Origin of the sequence: Bacillus sp. UNC69MF (assembly GCF_000746035.1) — a bacterium.
Taxonomy (GTDB): Bacteria; Bacillota; Bacilli; order Bacillales; family Bacillaceae; genus Bacillus; species Bacillus velezensis.
This window is the reverse complement of record NZ_KN050798.1, coordinates 155,137-172,172: the sequence shown is the minus strand read 5'-3', so window position 1 is coordinate 172,172 and position 17,036 is coordinate 155,137. Positions and strand designations below refer to the sequence as shown.

Annotated in this window: 20 protein-coding genes and 1 pseudogene; 14 read left to right on the top strand and 7 right to left on the bottom strand. The window is 47.4% G+C overall.

Annotated elements, in window-relative coordinates; translation table 11 throughout:
• Nucleotides 1–63 precede the first annotated feature (63 nt).
• The 4 genes from BR62_RS0113070 to BR62_RS0113055 all read left to right on the top strand — a co-directional run bounded on the left by BR62_RS0113070 (nucleotide 64) and on the right by BR62_RS0113055 (nucleotide 2,569).
• Entirely contained in the window at nucleotides 64–423 is a 360-nt protein-coding gene (locus BR62_RS0113070) for a YhjD family protein (protein WP_012117241.1), read from the top strand.
• A 120-nt stretch (nucleotides 424–543) separates the two neighbouring features.
• Nucleotides 544–744, top strand: a complete 201-nt coding sequence (locus BR62_RS0113065) for a DUF3311 domain-containing protein (RefSeq protein WP_007409181.1) — start codon at nucleotides 544–546, stop codon at nucleotides 742–744.
• A complete protein-coding gene (locus tag BR62_RS0113060) occupies nucleotides 741–2,210 on the top strand; it encodes a sodium:solute symporter family protein (RefSeq protein WP_015239531.1) in 1,470 nt (489 codons plus the stop codon). The genes BR62_RS0113065 and BR62_RS0113060 overlap by 4 nt, the downstream gene beginning before the upstream one ends.
• Nucleotides 2,211–2,251: 41 nt before the next feature.
• Nucleotides 2,252–2,569 (top strand): YbjQ family protein, encoded by a 318-nt coding sequence (locus BR62_RS0113055; protein WP_003155166.1) that lies wholly within the window; start codon nucleotides 2,252–2,254, stop codon nucleotides 2,567–2,569.
• Between the two features lie 31 nt (nucleotides 2,570–2,600).
• On the opposite strand, the gene BR62_RS0113050 is transcribed toward BR62_RS0113055, so the two are convergent.
• Nucleotides 2,601–2,870: an excalibur calcium-binding domain-containing protein gene (locus tag BR62_RS0113050; protein WP_003155168.1), complete on the bottom strand. Its 270-nt coding sequence runs from the start codon at nucleotides 2,868–2,870 to the stop codon at nucleotides 2,601–2,603.
• A 195-nt stretch (nucleotides 2,871–3,065) separates the two neighbouring features.
• On the opposite strand from BR62_RS0113050, the gene BR62_RS0113045 reads away from it, so the two are divergent.
• Nucleotides 3,066–3,776 (top strand): YrpD family protein, encoded by a 711-nt coding sequence (locus BR62_RS0113045; RefSeq protein WP_015239530.1) that lies wholly within the window; start codon nucleotides 3,066–3,068, stop codon nucleotides 3,774–3,776.
• 228 nt (nucleotides 3,777–4,004) lie between these two features.
• Here the strand turns inward: BR62_RS0113045 and BR62_RS0113040 are convergent, their stop codons facing one another.
• The 4 genes from BR62_RS0113040 to BR62_RS0113025 form a co-directional block, all read right to left on the bottom strand.
• Entirely contained in the window at nucleotides 4,005–4,514 is a 510-nt protein-coding gene (locus BR62_RS0113040; RefSeq protein WP_012117237.1) for a MepB family protein, read from the bottom strand.
• Nucleotides 4,515–4,636: 122 nt separating this feature from the next.
• Nucleotides 4,637–5,008 (bottom strand): iron chaperone, encoded by a 372-nt coding sequence (locus BR62_RS0113035; protein WP_032871132.1) that lies wholly within the window; start codon nucleotides 5,006–5,008, stop codon nucleotides 4,637–4,639.
• A 26-nt stretch (nucleotides 5,009–5,034) separates the two neighbouring features.
• Nucleotides 5,035–5,403, bottom strand: a complete 369-nt coding sequence (locus tag BR62_RS0113030; protein ID WP_032871130.1) for an iron chaperone — start codon at nucleotides 5,401–5,403, stop codon at nucleotides 5,035–5,037.
• A 145-nt stretch (nucleotides 5,404–5,548) separates the two neighbouring features.
• Nucleotides 5,549–6,127 (bottom strand): competence protein ComK, encoded by a 579-nt coding sequence (locus BR62_RS0113025; protein WP_012117234.1) that lies wholly within the window; start codon nucleotides 6,125–6,127, stop codon nucleotides 5,549–5,551.
• A gap of 315 nt (nucleotides 6,128–6,442) precedes the next feature.
• Between BR62_RS0113025 and BR62_RS0113020 the strand changes: the two genes are divergently transcribed.
• A complete protein-coding gene (locus BR62_RS0113020) occupies nucleotides 6,443–6,676 on the top strand; it encodes an IDEAL domain-containing protein (RefSeq protein WP_012117233.1) in 234 nt (77 codons plus the stop codon).
• Nucleotides 6,677–6,706: 30 nt separating this feature from the next.
• On the opposite strand, the gene BR62_RS0113015 is transcribed toward BR62_RS0113020, so the two are convergent.
• On the bottom strand, nucleotides 6,707–7,564 hold the full coding sequence (locus BR62_RS0113015; protein ID WP_032871127.1) for an SDR family oxidoreductase: 858 nt from the start codon (nucleotides 7,562–7,564) through the stop codon (nucleotides 6,707–6,709).
• Between the two features lie 124 nt (nucleotides 7,565–7,688).
• Between BR62_RS0113015 and BR62_RS0113010 the strand changes: the two genes are divergently transcribed.
• The 7 genes and pseudogenes from BR62_RS0113010 (at nucleotide 7,689) to BR62_RS0112985 (ending at nucleotide 14,467) form a co-directional block, all read left to right on the top strand.
• The gene (locus BR62_RS0113010; RefSeq protein WP_032866166.1) at nucleotides 7,689–9,212 is read left to right on the top strand and encodes an FAD-dependent oxidoreductase; all 1,524 of its coding nucleotides are present in this window, start codon (nucleotides 7,689–7,691) and stop codon (nucleotides 9,210–9,212) included.
• A gap of 232 nt (nucleotides 9,213–9,444) precedes the next feature.
• A pseudogene (locus BR62_RS20070) lies at nucleotides 9,445–9,819 on the top strand (protoglobin domain-containing protein); the annotation flags it as partial.
• 291 nt (nucleotides 9,820–10,110) lie between these two features.
• Nucleotides 10,111–10,626 (top strand): methyl-accepting chemotaxis protein, encoded by a 516-nt coding sequence (locus tag BR62_RS20065; RefSeq protein ID WP_370529535.1) that lies wholly within the window; start codon nucleotides 10,111–10,113, stop codon nucleotides 10,624–10,626.
• Nucleotides 10,627–10,756: 130 nt separating this feature from the next.
• The gene (locus BR62_RS0113000) at nucleotides 10,757–11,314 is read left to right on the top strand and encodes a biotin transporter BioY (protein ID WP_032871125.1); all 558 of its coding nucleotides are present in this window, start codon (nucleotides 10,757–10,759) and stop codon (nucleotides 11,312–11,314) included.
• An 11-nt stretch (nucleotides 11,315–11,325) separates the two neighbouring features.
• Nucleotides 11,326–12,762: an acyl-CoA synthetase gene (locus BR62_RS0112995; RefSeq protein ID WP_032871122.1), complete on the top strand. Its 1,437-nt coding sequence runs from the start codon at nucleotides 11,326–11,328 to the stop codon at nucleotides 12,760–12,762.
• Complete coding sequence (locus tag BR62_RS0112990; protein ID WP_032871120.1) at nucleotides 12,750–13,841, top strand: acetyl-CoA C-acyltransferase; 1,092 nt, start codon at nucleotides 12,750–12,752, stop codon at nucleotides 13,839–13,841. Before BR62_RS0112995 ends, BR62_RS0112990 begins: the two co-directional genes overlap by 13 nt.
• 50 nt (nucleotides 13,842–13,891) lie before the next feature.
• The gene (locus BR62_RS0112985) at nucleotides 13,892–14,467 is read left to right on the top strand and encodes a histidine phosphatase family protein (protein WP_007409196.1); all 576 of its coding nucleotides are present in this window, start codon (nucleotides 13,892–13,894) and stop codon (nucleotides 14,465–14,467) included.
• A 15-nt stretch (nucleotides 14,468–14,482) separates the two neighbouring features.
• On the opposite strand, the gene BR62_RS0112980 is transcribed toward BR62_RS0112985, so the two are convergent.
• The gene (locus BR62_RS0112980) at nucleotides 14,483–15,361 is read right to left on the bottom strand and encodes an ABC transporter substrate-binding protein (protein ID WP_007409197.1); all 879 of its coding nucleotides are present in this window, start codon (nucleotides 15,359–15,361) and stop codon (nucleotides 14,483–14,485) included.
• Between the two features lie 489 nt (nucleotides 15,362–15,850).
• On the opposite strand from BR62_RS0112980, the gene BR62_RS0112970 reads away from it, so the two are divergent.
• Complete coding sequence (locus BR62_RS0112970) at nucleotides 15,851–16,999, top strand: S8 family peptidase (RefSeq protein WP_007409199.1); 1,149 nt, start codon at nucleotides 15,851–15,853, stop codon at nucleotides 16,997–16,999.
• Nucleotides 17,000–17,036: the final 37 nt, after the last annotated feature.

Genomic DNA, 17,036 nt, shown 5'->3' with positions numbered 1-17,036 from the left:
TATCGTGTAAGCGAGTATAAAATAAGAACAAACGTTCTCTTTTTTAAGAAAGAAGGAGTATTTATGCCTGACATCCGGAGCGGCACCCGCGATCTCATCGAAAAAGGGCTGTTTCTGCCCATGGCGGCTGCCATCCTGAACCGGGACCTCGAAGCGCTTGATTCGTGCCCGTTCAAATTAAAACAACCCTATAAACAGCTTATCAGCTGCTCTTTAAAATTAGCACAAAAGGATTTGAGTGATGTTCGAAAAGAGTTAAGAAAGCGTAAAATTAAAATATACGAAGCGGAAAGAGACGAAGCATTTACGCTTTATATATGCACCATTAACGGCTATGAAGAAAAACACCGTTATTTCAACCCGAGAATAAGGGAACAGGTAACTGCCTTATTAGAATATTACCTGTCTCTTGCGACCATTTAAAAAGCAGACGGGACTGCTTTTCCTTTTCAGCTGATAAATTTCAGACTATTCACACTATACATTCGACATGATTTTCTTTATAATCGGGACACGCTGTTTTCAATGAAAAGGAGGAATGTTATGAAACTGATTCATGTTCTCGCCGCCCTGCCCTTTTTCGGAATTCTCGCCGGCATTCCATTTGCCAACCGGGTGACGCCTTATGTTTTCGGAATGCCTTTCATTCTCGCGTATGTCGTCATCTGGGCGGTGCTGACTTCCGTTCTGATGGCCGCCGTTTACAAATTGGACAAAGAAAACAAGGCGGGTGAGGCGGAATGAACGCAGCATTTCCCGTAATGGCCGCCGTGCTCCTGTTTTGTGTATATCTCGGAATCCGGGCCCGAAAAGGAAAACATATGGACCTTGAACAATGGACGGTGGGCGGACGCGGCTTCGGCACGATGTTTGTCTTTTTATTAATGGCGGGAGAAATATACACGACCTTTACATTCCTAGGCGGAAGCGGGTGGGCTTACGGAAAAGGAGGCCCCGCCTTTTATATTATCGCGTACGGCTGCCTTGCCTACATTTTGTCATATTGGCTTCTGCCAGCCGTGTGGACTTACGCCAAACAACACAAACTGATGTCGCAATCAGATTTTTTCATTTCAAAATACAACAGCCCGCTCCTCGGCATTCTCGTATCGCTCGTCGGCATCGCATCCCTCATCCCCTATCTCGTCCTGCAGCTGAAAGGGCTCGGATTAATTGTTTCAGCAACGTCATACGGACAGATTCCGCCCTCAGCCGCTGTCTGGATCGGCGCTGTCTCCATCACGATTTATGTGATGATATCAGGAATCCACGGTTCAGCGTGGATATCAGTCGTTAAAGATATCATGATTTTAGGCATCGTCCTGTATTTAGGCATTTATCTGCCCATTCATTACTATGGCGGATTTACGGAGATGTTCAAACAAATTGACGCCGCAAAACCCGGTTTTCTCACGCTGCCGGAAACCGGACAGAGCGTTTCCTGGTTCAGCTCAACGGTTTTGCTGACCGCCCTCGGCTTTTATATGTGGCCCCATACATTTGCCGCTTCCTATTCGGCGGAGCATCCGCGGGTGTTTCGGAAAAACGCAATCATCATGCCTCTTTATCAGCTCGTCCTGCTGTTTGTCATCTTTACCGGATTTGCGGCGATTCTGCAGGTGCCCGGTTTAAAAGGGACGGACACGGATCTCGCCTTATTAAAGCTGTCTGTGAAAACCTTTGATCCCTGGTTTGTCGGACTGATCGGATCGGCGGGCATTCTGACGGCGCTTGTACCCGGTTCAATGATATTAATGGCCTCAAGCACGCTGTTCGCCAAAAATGTGTACAAAGCCATTCTGCCCGGCACGACTGACGAAAAAGTCTCACGGCTCGCGAAATACGCCGTACCCGTCATCGCGCTGATATCCGTATATTTTACGCTGAAAGGCGGAAATACCATCGTCACCTTGCTTTTAATGGGCTACAGCCTTGTCACCCAGCTTTTCCCCGCCCTCTTATTCAGCCTGCCGAAGCGGCGTTTCATCACAAGCCACGGCGCTTTTGCCGGCATAACGGCCGGGGTCGGAACGGTGGCTTTCATTACGCTGACCGAATCAACCATCGGAACCCTCTTTCCGTTTCTTCCGCAGATCGTTAAGGATATGAATACAGGCATCATCGCACTGGTTCTGAACATTGCCGTCATGTTTGCAGTCAGCGCCGCAGTCAGAAAAAAACAAATCAGCGCAGCCGAAAAGGCGGCTTAAATGGTAAGATAGCGGTAAGATACACGAAAGGGGAAAAACGCATGATCATGACAACGACCGAAACCGTCGCCGGAAAACAGATTACGGAAGTGAAAGGCTTGGTGACAAGCAGTATCGTCCAGTCCAGACACATCGGCAAAGACTTGCTTGCAGGCTTAAAATCTGTCGTCGGCGGCGAATTGAAAAGCTATACTGAAATGCTGGAAGACTCCAAAAAAGCGGTGAAAGAGCGGCTGATCAGAGAGGCGGAGCAGCTCGGAGCGAACGCCATCGTCGGCCTGCGGTTCGAACTGACCGCAGGACAGAACACATCCGAATTAATCGGATACGGAACCGCCGTCACCGCCGAATCCATTTAAAAAACAAGCCTCTTTAAAGAGGCTTGTTTTTTTATTTCTCACATGCGATATAGTCTTTATCTCGGTCAAGTCTTTTATTTGCATTGTAAAGCGCTTTTGATACATACGGCTTGTACTTTGTTCTGCCGCCCTTGTTTTTCACTTTCGACGATTTGGCCACGCCGCCCTTATACACCTTATTCAGCGCCTTGCAGTTTTGATACGTTTTCACCTTTGTTTTCGCTTCTGCCGTCTGCCCCGCTCCGTATGAACATCCGAACACAAGACCGAAAGACAAAAGCACAGCTGCCGTCTTTTTCATCTCTATCCTATCCCCTCTCCTGAGTTATGCGGTATTGCTGAACATATCATAGTTCAAATAATCTCCATTTACAAGATAAATAGGAAAATAGTTTTAATTTACGTCCGACTGTATATCTTTTATGGAATTTTTCCCAAAACCTTTTATAATATGAATTGATAGCGCGATCTGACTATGATGATAGGAGGAGAAATGATGATGAAAAAAGGGCTTTTTGCGGGTGTGCTCACTACAGCCGTTCTATTCGGCACATGTACGGCGGAAATTCCGGGGTTGATCAGTCCCAATACGGCGGAAGCGGCGTCTCAGCTCAGCAAAGGAATCGGCGGAAGGGCCTACCTGAACAGCACAGGCTCAGTTCTCGTCACGAAAATTCAGCTTCCAAGCTCAATTCAAGTGTCAAATGGGACAGCCTATATTTACTCAGGATTTACCGGAGGCACAGAGGCTGATATCGGGCTTCAGTACAGTGACACCTATCATGTATGGAAACCGATCATGAAAGTCGGTTCAAAGGGACAAGGCCAGGTCAAGTATCTGGAAGGAGAAAGCCAATTCACCTATACGAAAGGCTTCCGGCCCGGCAGCACCGTACAGCTGACCATCTACAAAAATCTGAACGGCAATACCCGCGCCACATATTGGGGCACGAATAATGACGGATACACCGGCCGCATCATCTCAGAACTCGCCCAAACAAATGTAGGCTCTGTCTCAAAATGGAAAGCGCTCGCCACCGTCGCGGTCACATCAGAGGATCAGCGCCCTTACATCAAATCAAACTTCTCAACAGCCTTTACGAACATCACGATCGACAATAAAGCAGTCACACCTGTGATTGATACACAGGATTTTGCCAAATTGACAGTGTCAGGCAGCAGCGTCAGCATGTCTGTCGTCAAATAAAGAATGTTGAACGCACGATTTCTGTCATCGTGCGTTTCGTGAGGGTCTGCCGGATACGCAAATCCCTTATTTTTCGGATTACGTTTAATAAACAAACTCTGTTACATTCAAAATGTCGATTTCTATATAACAATTAGAGGAACCTCATTTGTTGAGGTTCCCCGTTATTCTCCAACTCACGCACCGGTTAACTTCACATACTGTCAGCCGGCTCAGGGCTGTCCAATTTTAGTTAGAATATAGCTTTAACAGGTCTTGTGCTGGAAAACGATCTGCATCGTTCGCCTCAACAAAATATGCCAACTGCCATTTTTGTGTTTCGATAGCTTGTTTGCTAGTGGGATTTTCCCATTCAGGGTAAACTCTAATTGCCATTTTTCCTTTTGTAGCGGCTGTTTTAAGGATATTTTGCTTTACAAGAACTTCTTTTGGAAAAACAAATTGTCCAAAATGATTATTACTGGCAAAAGTATTGATAACCAATAAATCAGCAGCTTTTTCATATGAAAAGGCTTGGTTTTTACCATCTCCATCTTTTTCCCAAAAAGCAACAAACTGTCCTATCTTGTTAGGCGTTATTTTTGCGACTCTGAATCGAACTGATTTTGAATGCAGTTGAAACATACCGGCCCCATACTCTGAGTTTTGAGCTTCTTCTTGAATATCATGTATCGTTAAGTGATTTGGTTCATAAAAAATTTTATTTACATATGTTAACGCCTTATAAAATTCATTCACTGCTTCGTACTCCTTATTTTTTATAGTACGTCATCCATTGCTTCTTGATTAAAATGGGCTGATCATGTGTTTCCAATAAAAAAACAGCCCTCCTCAGGGTTGTTTTTTTAACATTTCTTTCATTATTTCCGCCAAAATGCTGAGCAGTCCGCCTTATCCTGAATATTGAATTGAATCATGCGTTCAAGCAGCTCATAATGCACCGGTTCAGTCCATTGAATTCTGAACAAACGGGAAGTAGCGCTGTAGCCGGCACAGGCAATGTCGTCGGTAAAATGCGCAATTCCAGCTTCTTCGGGGGAAACACTTACATGATGCTTCGCTGCCGCAAAGCCGATAACAAAGGTGCCGTGATCGGTAAACATCGGCGTGTTCCACTTGATTTGCGCTTCTAAGTTCGGAAATTGGTCAGCCGTCCACGACAGGATTTCCTCCATTCGCAGACGATGATCCGGGCTGTCGATACTTGATAAATAGTCTTTGAAAACGTCCATGTCTTCCTCCTTCAACATCACGTCCGCTAGCGCCAAAACCCCGGATTTTCAGCTTTTTCCTTGATGTTAAATTCGATGATTTTCTTAAGCAGATCATAGTGCACCGGTTCAGTCCATTGAATTCTGAACAGGCGCGAAGAAGCGCTGTAGCCGGCTTGGGCGATGTCATCGGCAAAATGCTCCATCGTCTCTTTTTCAGGTAAAATACTCAAATGATTCTTTGCCGCGGCAAACATAATGATATAGGTGCCGTGATCGGTAAATGTCGGTTTGTTCCACTTGATCTGCGCTTCTAAGTTCGGAAATTGGTCAGCCGTCCACGACAAAATTTCCTCTGCTTTGAGCCGGTGATCCGGGTTATCGATTCCTGATATATATTTTGCAAATACATCCATGCCCATCTCTCCTAAAATGAAATATCATTACTCTTTACATCATCATAGCCAACAGACGGACACGATACAACTCTATCCGGGCATGTAAATCGAAAAAAGCCCTCCCCAAAAGGAGAGGGCCCGTCCCTTCACATCACAGCTTTCTCTAATATCTCTCCCCCAGCTCCCGCAAAATAAAGTCGTAGATCATTCTTGTCCGCTCTTCTTTCGGATACAGCATGAATTCCTGCCGCTTCGGGACATGACTGCCCATCCTGTCCTGAAAAGTGGTTCTGAGATAGGCGGTTCTGTAAACCTGATTTTCAAAAGAATGATAGGATACTTCCAGTTCCATCGTTTTGCCGTTTGAGAACGTGACCGCTGTGTCATCAAATGCCGTCGGTTGAAAATCTTTAACGTGCACATGAGATATCCAGCCGCATTGAGGCCTTGCAGAAGAAAGTGTAGGGAATAAAAAGATGTGATTTGAAGGGTCCACCATAATCGGCGGCTTGTGAGAAATTTTAATCGCTTCATATGTTCCCGCTTTTCTCCCGGCATAGCTGGAGCCAAAGTAGCGGCAGCTTCTGTCGATGATGTGAATCGGCTTCATGCTGACATACAGAATGCAGTCTTTTTCAATGACCTTCGACCCCATTTTACCGTCTATTTCCTCAGGCAAAACAGCGATGGTTGAACGATTTACTTCGTAGCTTTCTAAGGGTGCATGTGTTTTCTGGCACATAATGTGCAGCCTCCAATCCTTTTCTTGAAAATTTATACTAATAATCTATCATCTGTCATTGGAAAACGACAGGTTTTTTTTGAATATAGCTAAAAATCACCTTTTAAAGATGTAATTTAGTCTTAAATTACTATTTAAATATTGTTTTTCTTTTTCGTTTCACCTCATTTATACGATGATCATTTTCGTTTTTTCGTCAATTTGCAGGATATGTCGATATATTTCCAAGTATTAGTTGTCTAAAGATTATAAAAATTAATTGATTTTTCCGGCCGTTATCCATATACTATAAAAAAGGCATTGGGGGGATTCTTTATGAAAGAGAAAAAGTCGTACACTGAGCTCATGAAGTCCCGCAACACGCAAATAGCAAACGAATTCGATGTGACAATGGCCGATATTTACATTCAAATGGTGCTTGATGAATCCTTGTATAAACGCCGGCTCGCCATGCTGACCATGCAGATTAATAAGGCGCTTGATGATAAAAATAAAGAAGCGTTCCTCACGCTTTCAAAAGAATATGCAGCACTCAAACAGAGTGAATAAGCCAATCCATATGGATTGGCTTTTTTTACATTATCCGTTTACGATGGTGCCGCCGTTCACATGGATCGTCTGTCCCGTGACATAGGAAGAATCATCGCTTGCTAAGTACAAATAGCTCGGCGCCACTTCAACAGGCTCTCCCGGGCGCTGCATCGGCACGTCTGAGCCGAAGACTTCCACTTCCTTCGCCGAGAAGCTCGCCGGGATCAGCGGCGTCCAGATCGGCCCCGGCGCCACTGCGTTTACCCTGATGCCCTGAGTGACAAGAGATTGGGAAAGAGATCTTGTAAACGTGACGATCGCCCCTTTTGTCGCTGAATAGTCAATCAATGTTTTGTGGCCTTTATAGGCGGTAATAGAGGCCGTATTAATGATTGAACTTCCTTTTTTTAGGTGGGGGAGCGCGGCTTTCGTTAAGTAAAACATTGAAAAAATATTCGTCTGAAACGTTCTGATGAGCTGGTGGCTCGTGATTTTCTCAATCCCCGGCTGCACGTGCTGCTCACCTGCGTTGTTGACCAGGATGTCAATGGAAGGAAAGGCTTGGCCCGCCTGGCGGATGACATCGTTGCAAAAGGCTTCGTCGCCGACATCCCCTGCAATCAGCATACACTTCGCCCCCTCTTTTTCTACATATTGCTTCGTCTCTTCGGCATCCTGATGCTCATCAAAGTAAACGATGACCACATTAGCGCCTTCCTTCGCGAATAAAACGGATACGGCGCGGCCGATCCCGCTGTCTCCGCCCGTGATGATCGCCGTTTTCCCTTCAAGTTTTTTCGCCGCTTTCGGTTTGTCAAAAACGGGGCGCGGGTCCATTACATATTCAAAGCCCGGCTGCCGGTTTTGATGCTGCGGCGGCAAGGTTTTCTTCTTCTGGTTAGCCATTTTGATCACTCCTTTACATTAATTACTATATTATGAGTAATTTGAGCATCTTATACGAATTTCATGTATGAACAGAGTCTTATTGGAAAAATTAAGAATATACAACAGAGGAGGTAAATCTGAATTGACTACTTTTTCAAACGACGAACCGGCTTCCTATTGGAAAGCAACAGCTGACATTCCTTCCTTTCCCGCCCTCACTGAAGATACGGAATGCGATATTGCGGTTATCGGCGGAGGAATTACGGGCCTGACAACGGCATACGAACTGACGAAAAGAGGTTTCCGTGTCGCTGTCATTGAAGCAGACCGGATTTTAAACGGGACGACCGCGGGAACGACCGCAAAAATCACCGCCCAGCATGATTTCATCTATGCCGATCTTATTCAGCAGATCGGCCTGACCAGCGCAAGGCTGTATTTCGAAGCCCATCTCCGCGCCATGGAAGACATGAAGCAGATCATCAGAGACCTTTCGATTGACTGCAGACTGATTGAACAAGACGCATATCTTTACACGAATACAGAATCAGGCGTCAAAAAAATGCGCAGTGAGCAGGAAGCTTATACCAAGCTCGGTATTGAACACGAGCTTGTGAAAGAACTTCCCGTCCCCGTTGATTGCAGGCTCGGCCTCGCCATGAAGAATCAGGCGCAATTCCATCCCCTTTTATATGGCGCGGCGCTCGTGAAAGAGATCGTCAAAAACGGGGCGCGGATTTTTGAACAGACGGCTGCGATCGACATAAAAAAAGAACCGCAGCCGGAAGTGGTCACGAAAAACAGACACGGCATCAAGTGCAGCTATATTGTCTGCTCTTCCCACTTTCCTTTTTATGATGGAGGCGGGCTTTACGCCGCCAGAATGTATGCCAGCAGATCCTACGTACTCGCGGTAAAACCGAAACAAGCGTATCCGGACGGGATGTATCTCAGCATAGACAAGCCGTCCAGATCACTGCGATACACCGATTTGAACGGTGAAAAACTGGTGCTTGTCGGCGGCGAAAGCCACAAAACAGGCCAGGGAAAAGAAATGTCCGAGCATTACGAAGCGCTGAAACAATTTGCGGAAGACACAATCGGAGTTGAAAGCATCCCATATCATTGGTCTGCACAAGACCTTGTCACCATTGACAAAATTCCGTTCATCGGTCCCATCTCAGGAGATGAAGAACATATTTTGGCGGCGACCGGTTTTAAAAAATGGGGCATGACAAGCTCAGCGCTCGCCGCGAAGCTTTTTGCTGATCATATTCAAAACAAAAAGAACCCGTTTTCCGGCCTGTTTATTCCGTCACGCTTCCACGCAGATCCGGGACTGAAAAAACTGATTTCCTATAATGCCGACGTGGCCAAACACCTTATCTCGGGCAAACTTGAGAGGCCGGACGCTTCACCTGAGACTCTTCGGCCCGGGGAGGGAAAAATCGTAACGGTAAACGGCAAACGGGCCGGCGCCTATAAAGATGAAAAAGGCTGTCTGCATCTTGTCGATACGACATGCACCCATTTGGGCTGTGAGGTCGAATGGAATGACGGCGAACGGACGTGGGACTGTCCTTGTCACGGATCCCGGTTCACACCCGACGGCGGGGTTGCCGAAGGTCCCGCCATCAAGCCGCTGAAGCGCCTCAGCCAAGATTAACTAAACCATTCTGTACGAATGGTTTTATTTTTTTTGCATTAAAATATTTTTATCAGATTCCTTCATTCAAGTTCCTTCCATACCGATAAAAAGAAAAAGAGAATATCTGGGGGAACTTATATTGTTATTTAAAAAAGACCGCAAAAAAGAAACAGCTTATTTTTCGGAAGCCGATGGAAAAAAACGCATCGCGCTTTCAAATCAATATGCAGATGTCCAAAAACAGCTGAAAATGGTCAGGCTCGGAAACGAAGAACTTCATGTGCTTGAAGAGCTGCAGCCGTTAATTAAAGAACATATCTCAACAATCGTCGATTCCTTTTACCGAAACCTGGACCACGAAAAATCATTAATGACGATCATTAACGACCACAGCACGGTCGAGCGCCTGAAAAAAACATTACGGCGTCATATCCATGAGATGTTTGCCGGCACGATTGATGATGAATTCATTGAAAAAAGACAGCGCATCGCTTCCATCCATTTGCGGATCGGCCTTGAACCGAAATGGTATATGGGAGCGTTTCAGGATCTGCTTCTGTCGATGATGAACATATATGAAGCAACCATTCCGGATTTGCATGAGCTTTTAAAAGCGATCAAAGCGACGACGAAAATATTGAATCTTGAACAGCAGCTCGTCCTTGAAGCATTCCAGAGCGAATATAACTGCCAGCGTGACGAACAAGAGGAAAAGAAAGCCCGCCTTCATCAAAAAATCCAGGAAACATCCGGATCACTCGCTGATTTGTTTTCAGAAACGAGCAGAGCCGTGCAAGAGCTGGTCGATAAATCCGAGGGCATTTCCGAGGCGTCAAAAGCCGGCACCGTCACTTCCGTACATGTCGAAGAAAAATCAATCGGCGGGAAAAAAGAGCTTGAAAGCCAGCAGCAGCAGATGAATAAAATCGACGCCAGTCTTCTGCAGATTGAAGAAGAAATGGACAAGCTGAATGACATCGCCCAGCAGATCGAAAAAATCTTCGGCATCGTGACGGGGATCGCCGAGCAAACGAATCTCCTGTCACTCAACGCTTCAATAGAATCCGCGAGAGCCGGGGAGCACGGCAAAGGGTTCGCCGTTGTGGCGACGGAGGTAAGAAAGCTTTCAGAGGATACGAAAAAAACCGTTTCCACCGTATCAGAGCTCGTGAACAATACCAATACACAAATCAACATCGTGTCCAAACATATTAAAGATGTAAACGGACTTGTAAGTGAAACGAAAGAAAAAATGGCGCAGATCAACCGTCTGTTTGATGACATCGTCCAAAGCATGAAAACGAGCAAAGACCAGACAGGCAAAATCGACGTTGATTTGCAGGCCTTTCTCGGCGGTCTTCAAGAAGTCAGCCGCGCCGTTTCCCACGTTGCATCATCCGTTGATTCACTTGTTATCCTTACAGAAGAATAAAGATAAACCGACCGGCCTTTTTCATAAAGGGCCGGTCTTTTTAATGTTAACTTAAAATATAATAGAGTTGACATATATAAAGACTCGCTTTATTGTATAAACATATTTTGATAAGCTGGAGGAATACATAATGAAATTGATAGAAATGATGCATATTGCCGTGTTTACCGCCATTATGGGACTTTTGGGGCTGCTCCCGCCGCTTTTCTTATCCTTTACGCCGGTTCCGATTACGCTTCAGACGATCGGAGTGCTCTTATCGGGAAGCATCCTAAAACCGAAAGCGGCGTTTTTAAGCCAATTGCTGTTTTTGCTGATTGTGGCATGCGGAGCGCCTCTCCTTTCAGGCGGCAGAGGCGGGTTCGGGGTTTTTTTCGGGCCGAGCGCCGGATACCTCATCGCATATCCGCTGGCGGCATTACTGCTGAGCCTCAGCATCCAAGGCCTTCGCTCAGCTGCTGTCCCCCATTTGTTTATCAGACAGTTCTTGTTCGGCGTGCTGTTTTTGTATGTCATCGGCATTCCCGTTCAGGCTTTTATGATGCACATTGATATCTTAACTGCCGTAAAGCTCAGCCTCATCTATGTGCCCGGAGATCTGCTTAAAGCGGCCGCAGCCTCATTCGCAGCCGTAAGAATCAGAAAAACTCTTCAAGCAAGCCGGCTTTTGCCGACGAAAGGAAGCTGATTTTAGTCATCATGATTACATCATCATATTCAGATACAGCCGGACAAGCGCCGGAACAGATCGCAATTCAGACAGAAACAGAACAGATCACCTATCAAACTTGGAACAGGCTAGTTAACCAAACCGCAAACTGGCTTGGCAGCCTTTCAGGTAAGCCGGAAAACATTGCAATATTACTGCCGAACGGCATCCCTTTTTTACAACTTTTCGCAGGGGCGGCGCATGCCGGCTGCACGGCGGTTCCGTTAGATCCCCGCTCGGCAGCGGCGGAACTCGCGGACCAGCTGAACATCAGCAAAACCGGCCTCGTCATCTGTGACCGCCGGCTGAGCGGCAGACTGGACGGCGTCAAAACGCCTGTCATCCTGTGGGATGAATGCAGGCCTTTGATCGAGGCGGAAAAAACGGAAGGCGCTTTTATCAAAAACGCCGGCCTGCCCTTTTATACCGGATTCACCTCGGCATCGACCGGTAAGCCGAAAGCCTTCACCCGCTCTCACCGTTCGTGGCTGGAGAGCTTTTCTTGTACGAAACGTGAATTCGGCATTTCCCCTGATGACAAAGTGCTGGTACCGGGCACGCTTCGCTCGTCACACTTTTTATACGGCGCCGTCAGCACTTTGTTTATCGGCGGAACCGTCATCCTTCAAAGAAAATTCAACCCGGCCGGAATGAAAGACCGGCTCAGACAAGCTGACGTTCTATATACCGTTCCGACAATGACGGACGCCCTGCTCTCACTAGAGGCGTTTCCGGATACACCGCTCAAGGTGATTTCTTCCGGTGCAGACTGGCCCGCTTCGTCTAAACAAGCGTTGTCAGAGCGCTATCCCCATCTGCGGTTGTACGATTTTTACGGAACGTCCGAGCTGAGTTTCGTGGCGTTCTTATCGCCTGAAGACAGCGCCCGAAAGCCTGACGCGGCGGGCCGCCCGTTTGAAAATGTTACAATCGAAATCCGCCGGCCCGGCGGAGAACGCTGCATGCCGGGCGAAACGGGGAAGATTTTTGTGAACAGCCCGATGAAATTTTCCGGATACATCAATGGCGCAAAACCTGATGATTCCGGCTGGATGACGGTTGATGACATGGGATATATTGATCGTGAAGGCTATCTTTATATCGAAGGACGTGAAAACGGGATGATCGTATCAGGCGGCCTGAATGTATTCCCTGAAGAGATAGAACGTGTGCTCAACCGCTGTCCGGGCGTCAGAAAAGCGGCCGTCATCGGCATTCCTGATGATTATTGGGGCAGCATCGCCGTTGCGGTGATCGACGGAGATGCAAATGTAAAGGAACTGAAGAAACAGTGCCGCGAGCAGCTGGCGGCATATAAAATCCCGAAAAAATGGCTGTTTTCAGAAATACCGGAAACAGCCGGCGGAAAGATCGCCCGTGCCGCCGTACAAAAGCAGGCAAAGGACATGATGGAATGGAAGCTGTAATTACGGATGCGAAACGGACGATTTTCGCCCGGGAAAACGGCCTGTTAAAAGACTGTCTCCCAGAAGATTTGGCAGCTCCGCTGATCCGCCATTTGAGCCGGAACATGCCCGAAGACATTGATGAAGTCCTGATCGGAAACGCGACGGGCCGCGGCGGGAATCTCGCCCGGCTGTCAGCCTTGGCCGCCGGGCTTCCTTTGAGCGTGTCCGGTACGACCATCGACAGGCAGTGCGGCTCCGGATTGGACGCCGTGAGGGTCGCGTGCCACTTTGTTAAAGCCGGCGCGGGGAGCACATACATCGCGGGAGGAGCGGAGAGCAGCAGCCGTTCCCCTTTCTCATCCCGGGCGCGCTTTTCTCCTGAACACATCGGCGATCCTGATATGGGCATAGCAGCAGAGTATACGGCACAGGCTTACGGCGTAACGAGAAAGATGCAGGACGAATATGCCCTTCTCAGCTATGAACGGAGCGTCAAAGCGCACGAAGACGGCTTGTACCGCCCGGAAATTCTTCCCTGTCACGGATTCGCCGCTGACGAAAACATGCTGAAAAAGCGGAACATGGAGCCTCTCATCTCCCGTGCCAAGCCCGTCTTTCAGTCCGGAGGCTCTGTCACCGCCGCCAACAGCTGCGGAATTTCTGACGGGGCGGCGGCAGTTTGTGTGATGGAAGAACAAAAAGCGCGGTCTCTCGGTTTAAAGCCGGGATTGCGTTTTATCGGAAGCGCGGTAAGCGGCGTCCATCCGCATTATCCGTCAGCAGCTCCGGTGTATGCCGTCAAAAAACTTTTGAAGGAACGGGACCTGTCACCGGATGATATTGATATATACGAAATCAACGAGGCGTTTGCCGTCAAAATATGCGTTTTTTCACAGCAGCTTCGAGTGCCGTATTCTAAAATAAATGTCCGGGGCGGCGCTCTGGCCGTCGGGCATCCGTACGGGGCTTCCGGGGCGGCGCTTGTCACCCGGCTTTTTTATGAAGCAAAAAGACGCCCGGATGCCCGCTACGCAGCAGCAGCGATCGGCAGCGGAGGCGGAGTCGGACTGGCGCTTCTCTTTGAAGTGTTAACGTAACGGCAGTATAATAGATGATATCGATAAAAAATGATCGGAGTGGAGACTTTATGACTGCCGTTTGTTTAGTAAGACATGGAGAGACTGATTGGAATGCCCAAAAGAAGCTTCAAGGCAAATCGGATATTCCGTTAAATGCGACGGGAGAGCGTCAGGCGAAAGAAACAGGAGAGTACTTAAAGGGGTCCGAATGGGATGTCATCGTCTCAAGCCCGATGAAACGGGCCAGAAAAACAGCTGACATTATTAACGGATTTTTGAATCTTCCCATTGTCGTCATGGAAGATTTCAGAGAACGGAGCTACGGTGATGCGGAAGGAATGTCTTTACCGGAACGGTCGAAGCGCTACCCGGATAAAAACTACCCGAACATGGAGACAGCAGAAGAGCTGACAGACAGAATGCTTGCCGGTTTAGTGAAAGTTCAGGAGCGGTTTCCTGAGCAAAAAGTTCTGATCGTCGCTCACGGCGCAGCCATTCATGCCCTCTTGTCCGCCATTTCAGACGGTGATACCGGCATCCAAAACGCTAAGCTTGTCAATGCGTGCCTGAGCAATATCGAACGAATTGAAAATAAATGGCGCGTCAAAGATTACAATGTAAGCAGCCACCTATCAGAATCATAACAAAAAGGCCCGAATTCAGTTTTGGGCCTTTTTGGCGAGCATTTTTTTCTGAAGATCATGTAATATGGCGTCCGCACCGTCAATGCTCCGGCGCTCCGTCCATACCGCCCTGTCCGCGCGGTAAACGTGTCCGTTTTTTACAGCTGTCAGCTGTTTCCAGAAGTGATTTTTTTCGAGTTCTTTCTCACCGTCCAACAGCACGATGTAATCAGGATCGATATGCAAAAGCTGCCCGGGCGTCATTTTGATAGAGTCTGATTTCCCACCGGAATCCGTCTGGACCGCATAGGTAAACCCTGCGAGCGTCAAAAGCCGGGACGTAAAAAACTGATCATCCTTTACGGAAATGCTGTCATTTGCAGCGTCAATTAATAAAATCGTGCCGCCTTCTGCATCCAGCTTTCTTTTGATGTCATTCAGCTTTTCTTCCTGAGCCGACAATTGTTTCTCTATGATGCCATCTTTACCGACCGCCTTTTCAATAGTAAGGGCAGCATCAACCGCATCCTGATAATCCGCAGCTTCATTTTTTAAAGCGATTGTCGGAGCGATCTTTGTCAGTTTTCGGTATATCCCCCTGTGAAGGCTTGAGTCTGCAATGATGAGATCGGGCTTTAACGAAGTGATCTTTTTCAAATCAGGGTGTGACGGTGGTCCGACAGACGGACTGCCGTCTTTTCGCTCTGTCCGGTTATCCGCCGCGGCCGCCGGCTTTATGCCGAGATCATGGAGGGTATCAATAAAGCCTTCATTCAATACGGCGATGCGATGCGGGTGCGCAGCCACATGCGCCGTCCCCAGATCGTGCCTGACGGCGGTTTCATGTTCCTGTTCTGAGCATGCCGTTATGAAGAGAACGGATAAGATCATCAGCATACTGAAAATTTGTTTCATCTGTTCCCCCTCTTTCGTTTTTCCGCAATTATATCATTGACAATATAAGTATCAATGATATTCATTATCATTATTTTTATAAAATGGTTTCACAGCTTTTCTCCGTCAAGAAAGCCGAAGACTGATTCATGCCGGCCGCTTTATTTCATTCCGCTTTCGTTTCCATCAGACTTCTGCATTCAACAAAAGGTGACATTTATCCTGTTTTTGCCGCAGCTTCCAAAAATGGAATCAAACCGTTCGACCCAGCAAACAAGAGAGCGATTGCGGCTGTGTACAAATACTCATGTCCTTCCATCGGTTTTTTCCATTAAAATTTAAATATTTCGGGTTCCTATTAAACGAAAGAGAGATGATATACCTAAATAGAAATAAAACAAATTGAAAAAAATTGGGTCTACTAAAATATTATTCCATGCTATACAATTAATCCACAGAATAATCTGTCTATTGGTTGTTCTGCAAATGAAAAAAAGGAGAGGATAAAGAGTGAGAGGCAAAAAGGTATGGATCAGTTTGCTGTTTGCTTTAGCGTTAATCTTTACGATGGCGTTCGGCAGCACGTCTCCTGCCCAGGCGGCAGGGAAATCAAACGGGGAAAAGAAATACATTGTCGGATTTAAACAGACAATGAGCACGATGAGCGCCGCTAAGAAAAAAGATGTCATTTCTGAAAAAGGCGGGAAAGTGCAAAAGCAATTCAAATATGTAGACGCAGCTTCAGCTACATTAAATGAAAAAGCTGTAAAAGAGCTGAAAAAAGACCCAAGCGTCGCTTACGTTGAAGAAGATCACGTTGCAAAAGCGTACGCGCAGTCCGTGCCTTACGGCGTATCACAAATTAAAGCCCCTGCTCTGCACTCTCAAGGCTTCACCGGATCAAATGTGAAAGTAGCGGTTATCGACAGCGGTATCGATTCTTCTCATCCTGATTTAAAAGTAGCAGGCGGAGCCAGCATGGTTCCTTCTGAAACAAATCCTTTCCAAGACTACAACTCTCACGGAACTCACGTTGCCGGTACAGTTGCGGCTCTTAATAACTCAGTCGGTGTATTAGGCGTTGCGCCAAGCGCATCTCTTTACGCTGTAAAAGTTCTCGGCGCTGACGGTTCCGGCCAGTACAGCTGGATCATTAACGGAATTGAGTGGGCGATCGCAAACAATATGGACGTTATTAACATGAGCCTCGGCGGACCTTCTGGTTCTGCAGCGTTAAAAGCAGCAGTTGACAAAGCCGTTGCTTCCGGCGTCGTAGTCGTAGCGGCAGCCGGTAACGAAGGCACTTCCGGCGGCTCAAGCACAGTGGGCTACCCTGGTAAATACCCTTCTGTCATTGCGGTAGGCGCTGTTAACAGCAGCAACCAAAGAGCATCTTTCTCAAGCGTAGGTTCTGAGCTTGATGTCATGGCACCAGGCGTCTCTATCCAAAGCACGCTTCCTGGAAACAAATACGGCGCGTACAATGGTACGTCAATGGCATCTCCGCACGTTGCCGGAGCGGCTGCTTTGATTCTTTCTAAGCACCCGAACTGGACAAACACTCAAGTCCGCAGCAGTTTAGAAAACACCACTACAAAACTTGGTGATGCTTTCTACTACGGAAAAGGGCTGATCAACGTACAGGCGGCAGCTCAGTAAAACATAAAAAAACCGGCGTCGGGCATGGCCCCGCCGG

Bases quoted from the DNA above. Each gene is read 5' to 3' on its own strand.
- BR62_RS0113060 (WP_015239531.1), top strand. From the start codon at position 741: ATGAACGCAGCATTTCCCGTAATGGCCGCCGTGCTCCTGTTTTGTGTA.
- BR62_RS20065 (WP_370529535.1), top strand. From the start codon at position 10,111: ATGAATAAAATCGACGCCAGTCTTCTGCAGATTGAAGAAGAAATGGAC.
- BR62_RS0113000 (WP_032871125.1), top strand. From the start codon at position 10,757: ATGAAATTGATAGAAATGATGCATATTGCCGTGTTTACCGCCATTATG.
- BR62_RS0113055 (WP_003155166.1), top strand. From the start codon at position 2,252: ATGATCATGACAACGACCGAAACCGTCGCCGGAAAACAGATTACGGAA.
- BR62_RS0113050 (WP_003155168.1), bottom strand. From the start codon at position 2,870: ATGAAAAAGACGGCAGCTGTGCTTTTGTCTTTCGGTCTTGTGTTCGGA.
- BR62_RS0113025 (WP_012117234.1), bottom strand. From the start codon at position 6,127: ATGTGCCAGAAAACACATGCACCCTTAGAAAGCTACGAAGTAAATCGT.
- BR62_RS0113045 (WP_015239530.1), top strand. From the start codon at position 3,066: ATGATGAAAAAAGGGCTTTTTGCGGGTGTGCTCACTACAGCCGTTCTA.
- BR62_RS0113070 (WP_012117241.1), top strand. From the start codon at position 64: ATGCCTGACATCCGGAGCGGCACCCGCGATCTCATCGAAAAAGGGCTG.
- BR62_RS0113030 (WP_032871130.1), bottom strand. From the start codon at position 5,403: ATGGATGTATTTGCAAAATATATATCAGGAATCGATAACCCGGATCAC.
- BR62_RS0113020 (WP_012117233.1), top strand. From the start codon at position 6,443: ATGAAAGAGAAAAAGTCGTACACTGAGCTCATGAAGTCCCGCAACACG.
- BR62_RS0113065 (WP_007409181.1), top strand. From the start codon at position 544: ATGAAACTGATTCATGTTCTCGCCGCCCTGCCCTTTTTCGGAATTCTC.
- BR62_RS0112985 (WP_007409196.1), top strand. From the start codon at position 13,892: ATGACTGCCGTTTGTTTAGTAAGACATGGAGAGACTGATTGGAATGCC.
- BR62_RS0113035 (WP_032871132.1), bottom strand. From the start codon at position 5,008: ATGGACGTTTTCAAAGACTATTTATCAAGTATCGACAGCCCGGATCAT.
- BR62_RS0112995 (WP_032871122.1), top strand. From the start codon at position 11,326: ATGATTACATCATCATATTCAGATACAGCCGGACAAGCGCCGGAACAG.
- BR62_RS0112980 (WP_007409197.1), bottom strand. From the start codon at position 15,361: ATGAAACAAATTTTCAGTATGCTGATGATCTTATCCGTTCTCTTCATA.
- BR62_RS0112990 (WP_032871120.1), top strand. From the start codon at position 12,750: ATGGAAGCTGTAATTACGGATGCGAAACGGACGATTTTCGCCCGGGAA.
- BR62_RS0113015 (WP_032871127.1), bottom strand. From the start codon at position 7,564: ATGGCTAACCAGAAGAAGAAAACCTTGCCGCCGCAGCATCAAAACCGG.